Origin of the sequence: Alkalihalobacillus sp. NPDC127517 (genome assembly GCF_050276055.1) — a bacterium.
Taxonomy (GTDB): Bacteria; Bacillota; Bacilli; order Bacillales; family Bacillaceae_D; genus Alkalicoccobacillus.
This window is the reverse complement of the sequence record NZ_JBNNQX010000018.1, coordinates 42,919-52,260: the sequence shown is the minus strand read 5'-3', so window position 1 is coordinate 52,260 and position 9,342 is coordinate 42,919. Positions and strand designations below refer to the sequence as shown.

Here is a 9,342-nt window from a genome sequence, read left to right as displayed (position 1 = left end):
GATTGATTCATAAAAAATATTTTTATCTCTTTAAAAACCTTAAAACCATTGATACATTAACTTTTTCGGAGGGAGTCTCGGGTTCTCCTTTCGCTTGTTCAAGTAATACGAATGGCGAATGATTCTGTAATCGAATCATTCGCCATTTTTAGTTGATTTTTAGTTATTTCTCTTCAAACGGGTATGTAAGACCCCATTCGGCGCGTACCTGATCAAGCAGGCGCATAATACCAAGTGACTCATCTAGTGTAATAACTGAGCTTTCCTTTTTGCCTTCAAGAAGAGCACGTCCAACTTCTTCTGCTTCAAACTTATACCCAGAGATGCCTTGATCTGCTCTGTTATCCTTGAATGACTCAGGTTCTTCTCCATTTACGTGAAGTGTGGCCTGATCGGCAAACAAGAATTGTGGAATATGAATATAACCCTTCGTGCCATGAATAAAGGCATCGTTTGGTAAATGAAGGCGAACGCCACCATGAAGTGAGGCTGTTTTCCCATTACCATAATCAAGCAGGATAGAGAAATGTTCGTCCACACCTGTTTCACCGATATGAGCCGTTGTCCAAAGACGTTCAGGATTTGGACCAAAAATCATCGAGGCAAATGAAACAGGGTAAATTCCGGCATCAAGAAGTGCTCCACCGCCTAGGGCAGGATTCAATAACCGACCCTCTGGATCCCAGCCGATGTGAAAGCCAAACTCTGCTTTAACGATTTTCACCTCACCGATTTTTCCAGCATCAATCCACTCACGTACCTTTATTAGAGCAGGTAAAAAGCGTGACCACATTGCTTCCATAAGGAATAGGTTTTTCTCGCGTGCGGTTGTCACTAATTCCTCGAGCTCTTTTGCATTCACAGTCATCGGCTTTTCACAAAGAACTGCTTTCCCTGCTTGAAGGGCGCTAAGCACATTTTCTTTGTGAAAGGGATGAGGTGTCGCGACATAAATTGCTTCAACATCTGGATCTTGAACCAACTCATCATAGCTTCCGTATGCGTGCGGAAGGGAATATTTCTCAGCAAATGATGCGGCCTTCTCTTTTGTGCGAGAGCCAGCTGCATAGAGCTCTCCGTTTTCTGCATGAACTAAGTCTGTTGCAAACTTCTCAGCAATTCCACCAGTACCAAGGATTCCCCATTTGATTTTACGTGACGATTCAGCCATTTTAATGTCCTCCTTTAGTTTCCGTACATTATTGAAAACGCTTCATTCGCTAATAGTGTATCAGATCTTCTTGCGTATTTGGTGAAATTACTCTTAATCATAAAAATAAAAAAGACTGCCTTTATAAGAAGACAGCCCAACTCTATCGGTTATGCATTATGTTCGTGTAACGAATCGGTTGTTTCTAGATCTTTTAAGTGCTGAGCATGTCTGCTTCCCCATTCATGCATTGCATCTAAAAGGGGGTGAAGGCTTTTGCCGTATTCCGTCATGGAGTACTCTACTTTTGGTGGAATTTGAGCATAGACCTTACGGATGACGATATCATGGTGCTCAAGCTCACGTAGTTGAGCGGTAAGCATCTTTTGAGTAATTCCAGGAATCGCACGTTTTAATTCATTAAAACGCATCACATCATTTTTAGTTAGTTCAAACAAAATTCTATGTTTCCATTTACCCATTAGAATCTCAAGGGCTGTGTCTACTTTGCACGTTTCCATTGTGTAGCCTCCTTTAGTTTCCATAATGACACTATACTACTTTTAAGTGCCTACTTCTATAAAAATGTTTTATGAAGCATACTAAACGTATCGGAAAAGAACGAAGGAGGTTGATTAAGTATGAGTATCCATCCAGACACATCGCTTGGGCACGTAAGACTTCGAGTATCAAATCTTGAACAGTCGATTCAATTCTACAAGGAAGTAATTGGATTTCCTATTGCAGAGGTAGAAGGTAAGTTTGCTTACTTAAAAGTAGAAGGAGAGGAAACCCTTCTTGAATTAGAAGAAATTCCATGTGCAACACGCTTACCAGAACGATCAGCTGCAGGGCTTTATCATGTAGCTATTTTGCTTCCGGATCGTCCTTCACTTGCAAGCATTCTCTATCACTTTGCAGATAAACGTGTTCAGATTGGGCAAGCGGACCATTTAGTAAGTGAAGCCCTATATCTAGCCGACCCTGATGGAAATGGATTGGAGATTTACCGAGACCGTGATCGCTCTGAATGGGAAGTCGAACAAAACGGCGACTATAAGATGGCGTCAGATCCGATTAACATTGAAAGCTTAATTCAAGAGGCAGAGGAACACTCATGGAAAGGGCTTCCTCAAGGAACGATCATAGGGCACGTGCACATGCATGTTGCTAATTTAGAAGATACTGAGGCTTTTTATCGCGATGTAATTGGATTTGAGACAGTAGGGGATTACAGTCGGATGTCCGCTAAGTTTATGGCAGCAGGCCGTTACCATCACCATCTGGGCTTTAATATTTGGGCAGGAAGTGGTGTTCCAAAAACGCCAGATTCTGCAGTTGGCATGACGTATTATACTGTTAAGCTGGTGGGTGCAGAGGAAATGCACGCATTGATTAATCGACTTGAACGTGCTGACCACTCGTATAAGCATGAGGAAGATGTTGTATGGGTCACTGATCCATCTGGAATGCGAATAAAATTTATACAACAGACAGCATGACAAAACTGGAACAATAATTATACTCAGATCTGTTTATACTAGTCGTGTTACACTCAAAAAAATGGGAGGATACAATGATGAATAAAGAATTTTTTCAAGCAATTGAGGACCGTCGTTCGTATTATGCCTTAAGCAAGGAGCAAGTTGCATCCGATGAGCGGATCATGGAGATTGTAGAACATGCCGTAAAATACGTACCTTCAGCGTTTAACTCACAAACCACGCGTGTAATTGTTCTTCTTGGTGAACAGCATGATAAACTTTGGAAACTTACAACAGACACACTACGTAAAGTTGTGCCTAAAGAGAATTTCAGTGGTACCCAAGAAAAGATGGATTTATTCAGTCAGGCTTACGGAACAATCTTATTTTTTGAAGACGAGGAAATTGTAAAAGGGCTTCAAGAGCAATTTGCGCTTTATGCAGATAATTTTCCAATCTGGTCTGAACAGACGTCTGGTATGCATCAGTTTGCGATTTGGACTGGATTAGAAATTGAAGGATTTGGTGCGTCTTTGCAGCATTATAATCCCTTAATTGATGAAGACGTAAGAAAAGAATGGAATGTTCCTACTACATGGAGACTTAGAGCCCAGATGCCATTTGGCAAGCCGGCTTCAAAACCAGGGGATAAAGAGTTTAAACCATTGGATGAACGCGTGAAGCTTTACAAATAAATCGGTAGGAAAAAAGCATCCACTATTAGCGGGATGCTTTTTTTAAAGAATAAAAAAGCACTCCCCAATTGGAGTGCTTACTTTTTAAGCATTTCTTCTTTAAACTTCACAGTACAGGACTCAACCACTTCTGGTTCAGTGACACTATCGTCAGTTACATGAACCTGCATCATTTGATTGTTATTCATGAATTTAAACACGCCATTGTTAAAGTCTGTGCCTTGCTCTTTGAAGAAAATACCTTCAAACAGGGCATCCTTACGGTGGGAGAAGCTTAAGCGATATTCGCCTTCCGTATCCTTCGTTAAATATGCACGGCAACCTTTTTCATAATGACCTTCTTCAGTCTTCAGTGCACGGTCAACAGAAACAACGTGAAAATCAACAAACGGGATCTCACGTAAGAGTACGTTCATAAATGAACCTTTAGTGATTTCTTCCCAACGGCTTTTAGCTGTTTGACCAATAATGATTTGCGTAATATGTTTTTCACGAGCAACTTCTGCGATTACTTTTACAGCAGGGCGCTTTTCATTATCGCGAATCATAAACTCTTCAACATTGTGCTCCTCAGCTAGTTGTTTCCAACGATCAATGTAATCCGACTTTTCGGCATCAAGTTCATCATATGGAAGAGCATCTATTGTTAGGATGTAAAGGGGGCAGTCCAACATGCTGGCAATTTTACATCCGCGTTTAATTAAACGTTCTCCATTTGGTCCATAATATACACATACAAGAATGCTCTCATCCATTCTACCTTTTTTCATCTTCACTCACCTCATTATACTTCCAGATTATCTATTCAAATACGATTTAATGGTTGTTATCACTTACATCACTTACTCTTTACAGCTTTCTAAAACCAATACAGTATATAATGAAATCATCTGATTATCAATTATTATTTTGCTCTTTTTTAGTGGAAAACATGAATAGCTGGTTTGATCAAATTCAGAAAAATGAGCAGTTATGGACACTTCTAAATTTTAGGGGGAAATGTTACGAAATAGAGGCAAAAGTCATTTTAAGGCTCTATGAAGTGCATTGATTGTTTTTTTATATTATACTTTAATGAGATATTGGGTATGTGACTGCCTCGATACCACTATATTGTCTCGCTTCCCACCACATACTAACCTTGTAGGCTGCGCTTTGTTCTGCACAGTCCTGTTAGAGTGTGTAAAACTAGAACCTCTTCAATAAATTCCATTATTTGCTTACATCATACACGTTAGGTTCAATCAATTCAAGCATCAATCCACAATTCCATGTAGCGACATGCTACGCTTCGTTCAACTTATTATAACGTCAGTATCTGAACATTCAGGTGTCCTGGTCGAAATCTAGGAGGTCATACTTTGAACTGGTTAAACTTCGCCATTTTTCTACCTATCTTGTTCGCAATATTTATTCCTATCTTTTATAGGAAAATCCCTTCTGTACATACAGGCTGGTTTGTCTTTCCGATTCCGCTTGTGTTGTTTATTTATTTGACAACGTTTCTTCCAGGAACTTCGAAGGGAGAAACATTTGAGAACACTGTTTCTTGGATTCCATCACTTGGTATTAACTTTACCACGTATCTCGATGGCTTGAGTTTAATTCTTGCCTTGCTAATAACGGGTGTAGGTACACTTGTTATTGCCTATTCCATCTTTTATCTTTCCATGAAAAGAGAAGCACTTCATAACTTTTATATCTACTTACTAATGTTTATGAGTGCAATGTTAGGTGTTGTGTTTTCAGATAACCTAATGGTGTTGTATCTGTTCTGGGAATTAACGAGTGTATCATCCTTTCTGTTAATTGCTTTTTGGTATCAACGTGACAAATCACGTTACGGTGCGCAAAAATCAATGCTTATTACTGTGACAGGCGGTATTTCTATGCTTGCCGGTTTTATCATGCTTCAGTCTATGACAGGGACGTGGAGTATCCGTGAAATCATCGGACAAGCGAGCACGTTGAGTGATTCTGGTCTATTTATCCCTGCGATGCTTTTAATATTGCTTGGAGCCTTTACGAAGTCAGCCCAATTTCCATTTCACATCTGGTTACCGGACGCGATGGAAGCACCAACACCTGTTAGTGCGTACCTCCATTCAGCAACGATGGTTAAGGCAGGTATTTATTTGGTTGCCAGATTCACACCCGTGTTTGGTGGGGAAGCGACATGGTTTTGGGTTGTAAGCATGGTCGGTCTCATTACCTTATTCTGGGGTTCGTTTACAGCAGTTAGACAAACGGACTTAAAAGCATTACTCGCTTATTCAACGATCAGTCAGCTTGGCATGATTATGAGTATGCTCGGTATGGGTTCAGCGGCTCTCTATTTTGCCCCTGATTCCAAAGCCTTTGAATATTCTTCACTCGCTGTTCTTGCTGCGCTCTTTCATTTAATGAACCATTCAACGTTTAAGGGAGCCCTTTTTATGGTTGTTGGAATTGTCGACCACGAAACAGGCACACGTGATATTCGTAAACTAGGTGGATTAATGACGATTATGCCGATAACATTTACGTTTGCGGCTATTGGTAGCTTTGCGATGGCAGGACTGCCGCCATTTAACGGCTTCCTTAGTAAAGAGATGTTTTTCTCATCCGTATTAAAAGCATCAGAGCTTGGTATTTTTAATATGGAAACAATGGGCTTGATGTTCCCGATCATTGCTTGGGTCGCTAGTGTCTTAACGTTTGTTTATTGTATGATTCTTGTCTTCCGAACGTTTACCGGAAACTACAAACCAGAGAAACTTGAGAAAAGCGCACATGAGGCGCCGCTTGGTATGCTGATTCCTCCTGGGATCTTAGTCTCCTTAGTGGTTGTTATGTTCTTCTTTCCTCAGTTTATTGCCGACCACATTCTTATTCCTGGAGTAACGGCGGTATTACCTGTTGAGGATGCGATCTACTACTCAGAAATCAAAGCATGGCATGGACCTGAACCAGAATTATGGATGACTATAGCTGTTGTCATTCTTGGAGCTCTTCTCTTTGTATTCCTACGTAAATGGCAGGGGATCTACCGATTATTCCCAAGAGAATGGTCGTTTAATACGGTCTATCAGTTTATTTTATCTGGTTCTGAAAAAGGGTCAGAAAAGCTTACAAGCTTATATATGACAGGTTATTTACGTCATTATCTTCTCTACATTTTTGGTTTTATCATTCTTGTTGTCCTCTTCGCGTTAGGGCAAACAGGTGGCTTTGTCTTTGACCGATCAAATGATGCTCCAGTAAACATTTATGAGCTAATCTTAATTGCGATTATTGCAGTGGCTGCGGTATGTATTATCTTTGCCAAATCCCGGATGACTGCCATTATCTTAAATGGTGTGATTGGATACATGGTTGCGATCTTCTTTGTTATTTTCCGCGCGCCTGACCTGGCCTTGACGCAGCTGGTGATTGAGACGGTTTCAGCCGCTTTGTTCTTGTTATGCTTCTATTTCTTACCGGAGTGGAAGGAAGAGAAGGTTCCAAAAGGATCGAAAATCATAAATCTTGTTGTGTCAGTAGGAATTGGAGCTGTTGTAACCCTTCTAATGCTATCAATACAGGGGAACAAATGGTTTGATAGTATTTCTAGCTATTTCGAGGATTCCTACAATCTTGCAGGTGGACGAAACATCGTTAATGCCATTCTGGCTGATTTCCGTGCGTTTGACACGATGCTTGAGCTTCTCGTGTTATGCACAGCAGGACTTGGGGTCTTTACATTAATTAAACTAAAGGACAAGGAGGGAATCGATAAGCATGAAGGTAAATGATATTATTTTGCAGACCGTCAGTAAGATAGCAACCTTTATTATCCTTACGTTTGGTGTTTATCTGTTCCTGGCAGGTCACCATGAACCAGGCGGAGGATTTATTGGCGGACTTGTGCTCGCATCGGCTTTGGTATTGCTTTATTTAGCTTTCGATATTGAAACGGTGGAAAAGGGGATTCCGATTAAATACCCTGTTATGGCTGGGGCTGGTGTTCTCATTGCAGTCTTAGCGGGAGGTAGTGCCCTTTTTTACGGAGAACCGTTTTTGAATCAAGAGTTTGCTTACTTTGATCTACCGGTGTTCGGCAAGACAGAGCTGACAACGGTGACCATTTTTGAAATTGGGGTTTCACTCGCTGTTATCGGAACAGCGATGACTATTATTTTGAGCATAAGTGAGGATGTTGATTGATGGAAACACTTATGGCATTTCTAGTTGGTTTATTATTCACGGCCGGTACGTATATGATTCTGTCACGTACCATTGTACGGATTATATTAGGAACAGCTTTGCTTTCTCATGGAGCGCATCTGCTGCTTATTACAATGGGCGGATTAAAGGAAGGAGCAGCGCCGCTACTTGACCAGGGAAACGAAGTCTTTGTTGACTCGCTTCCTCAGGCTCTTATCCTCACAGCTATTGTTATTAACTTCGGTGTAACTGCCTTCTTCCTTGTGCTTGCATATAGAGGATATGAAGAGCTGGGTACAGAGAATCTTTTCTATTTGAGGGGGAATAAAGATGAATAATCTTGTTATATTCCCAATGATGATTCCCGTCGTTGCGGGACTGATTATGGTGATATGTCGAAATCAGATTAAGCTTCATAAAGGCTTAAGTATTCTTTCTATTTTAGCTGTTTTGGTGATTACAGGTATTTTAATGAATGAAGTTTCAGCGAATGGTATCGTGACGATTGCGATAGGTGGATGGGAACCACCGTTTGGAATTGTATTTGTCGCTGATATGTTTTCTTTGCTTCTCGTTTGTACAACAGCGGTTGTCGCAATAGCCGTTTTGTTTTATGCATTTGCAACCATTGGGTCCGAGGATGAGCGATTTTACTTTTATGCATTTGTTCAGTTCTTAATTGCCGGTGTTATTGGTTCTTTTCTAACAGGAGACATTTTTAACTTATTCGTTTGTTTTGAAGTGATGCTACTCGCTTCATATGTCTTAATTGCATTAGGCGGAAGGAAGAGGCAGCTACGTGAATCGATCAAGTATGTACTCATTAACGTGGTATCTTCTGCATTGTTCCTGATTTCCATGGGGTATCTTTACGGAACACTTGGAACATTAAACATTGCTCAGCTGGCTGAGCGTGTCGCTCTAGTTGAACAGGGCGGAATTCTTACCACAGTCGCTGTGATGTTCATTATCGTGTTTGGACTAAAATCAGGTCTCTTTCTCTTCTTCTGGCTACCTGGTTCATACGGTGCTCCTAAGACTGCGGTTGCAGCATTGTTTGGTGCGTTGCTGACAAAAGTAGGGATTTATGCACTCTTCCGTACCTTTACGATCATTTTTCCACACGAACCTGAGGTTACACATATGATTCTAGGAGTCATGGCTGGTATTACAATGATCCTAGGAGCGATTGGTGCGATTGCCTATCAGGATATTAAACAAATTATTTCGTACAATGTGGTCGTCGCCGTGGGCTTTATCATTGCAGGACTCGCTATATTTAATGGTCCTTCCATAGAAGGAGCGATCTATTATCTTGTGCATGATATGGTAGCTAAAGCTCTCCTTTTCTTACTGGGCGGAACGATTATTATGTTAACGGGAACCACCTCCATTAAGAACCTCGGGGGTATGATCAGGCATTACCCTATTCTGGGTTGGACATTCTTTATCGTTGTACTTGCTCTTGCAGGGATTCCACCATTGAGCGGATTTATTGGTAAAGTATTAGTGGTACAAGGGGCCATTTCAGCTGGTTCATATCTTCTTGCAGCGTTAGCCCTTGGTACGAGTATTTTAGTGCTTTACTCTTTACTCAAAATATTCAAGCAATCCTTCTGGGGAGAGACTGTAATGAGTGAGGAAGACGTGATCCCTTTAAAAAAGGGTATCATTGTTCCATGTGTCTTCTTAGCATTTGTTAGTCTGGGATTAGGATTAGGAGTGGAAGGCATATCTGGATACGTTACTCAGGCTGCAGAAACGATGTTGGATCCATCAATCTACATTGACGCAGTACTATATAACGAGTAATCATGAGACTTTTTTT

At 40.9% G+C, this 9,342-nt stretch carries 9 protein-coding genes; 6 read left to right on the top strand and 3 right to left on the bottom strand.

The window, feature by feature from the left end; all coding sequences use genetic code 11:
- Positions 1-163 precede the first annotated feature (163 nt).
- Together ACQKKO_RS19165 and ACQKKO_RS19160 are read right to left on the bottom strand one after the other, a co-directional pair.
- Positions 164-1,171, bottom strand: a complete 1,008-nt coding sequence (locus ACQKKO_RS19165) for a Gfo/Idh/MocA family protein (protein ID WP_498650040.1) — start codon at positions 1,169-1,171, stop codon at positions 164-166.
- A 149-nt stretch (positions 1,172-1,320) separates the two neighbouring features.
- Positions 1,321-1,671 (bottom strand): winged helix-turn-helix transcriptional regulator, encoded by a 351-nt coding sequence (locus ACQKKO_RS19160; RefSeq protein ID WP_498650038.1) that lies wholly within the window; start codon positions 1,669-1,671, stop codon positions 1,321-1,323.
- A 120-nt stretch (positions 1,672-1,791) separates the two neighbouring features.
- Here ACQKKO_RS19160 and ACQKKO_RS19155 point away from each other — a divergent pair, with 120 nt between their 5' ends.
- On the top strand, positions 1,792-2,652 hold the full coding sequence (locus ACQKKO_RS19155) for a VOC family protein (protein WP_498650036.1): 861 nt from the start codon (positions 1,792-1,794) through the stop codon (positions 2,650-2,652).
- 74 nt (positions 2,653-2,726) lie between these two features.
- Positions 2,727-3,329, top strand: coding sequence for a nitroreductase family protein (locus tag ACQKKO_RS19150; protein ID WP_498650034.1), 603 nt, complete (start codon positions 2,727-2,729; stop codon positions 3,327-3,329).
- 77 nt (positions 3,330-3,406) lie between these two features.
- Here ACQKKO_RS19150 and ACQKKO_RS19145 read toward each other — a convergent pair whose 3' ends face one another.
- Positions 3,407-4,105, bottom strand: coding sequence for a universal stress protein (locus ACQKKO_RS19145; RefSeq protein WP_498650032.1), 699 nt, complete (start codon positions 4,103-4,105; stop codon positions 3,407-3,409).
- A gap of 585 nt (positions 4,106-4,690) precedes the next feature.
- Here ACQKKO_RS19145 and ACQKKO_RS19140 point away from each other — a divergent pair.
- The 4 genes from ACQKKO_RS19140 to ACQKKO_RS19125 are packed head-to-tail and all read left to right on the top strand — an operon-like array spanning position 4,691 to position 9,326.
- Positions 4,691-7,102, top strand: a complete 2,412-nt coding sequence (locus ACQKKO_RS19140) for a Na+/H+ antiporter subunit A (RefSeq protein ID WP_498650030.1) — start codon at positions 4,691-4,693, stop codon at positions 7,100-7,102.
- Entirely contained in the window at positions 7,089-7,514 is a 426-nt protein-coding gene (locus tag ACQKKO_RS19135) for a Na(+)/H(+) antiporter subunit B (protein ID WP_498650028.1), read from the top strand. The genes ACQKKO_RS19140 and ACQKKO_RS19135 overlap by 14 nt, the downstream gene beginning before the upstream one ends.
- The gene (locus ACQKKO_RS19130) at positions 7,514-7,852 is read left to right on the top strand and encodes a Na(+)/H(+) antiporter subunit C (RefSeq protein ID WP_498650026.1); all 339 of its coding nucleotides are present in this window, start codon (positions 7,514-7,516) and stop codon (positions 7,850-7,852) included. The genes ACQKKO_RS19135 and ACQKKO_RS19130 overlap by 1 nt, the downstream gene beginning before the upstream one ends.
- Positions 7,845-9,326, top strand: coding sequence for a Na+/H+ antiporter subunit D (locus ACQKKO_RS19125; RefSeq protein WP_479823691.1), 1,482 nt, complete (start codon positions 7,845-7,847; stop codon positions 9,324-9,326). Before ACQKKO_RS19130 ends, ACQKKO_RS19125 begins: the two co-directional genes overlap by 8 nt.
- The last annotated feature ends 16 nt before the right edge of the window (positions 9,327-9,342 follow it).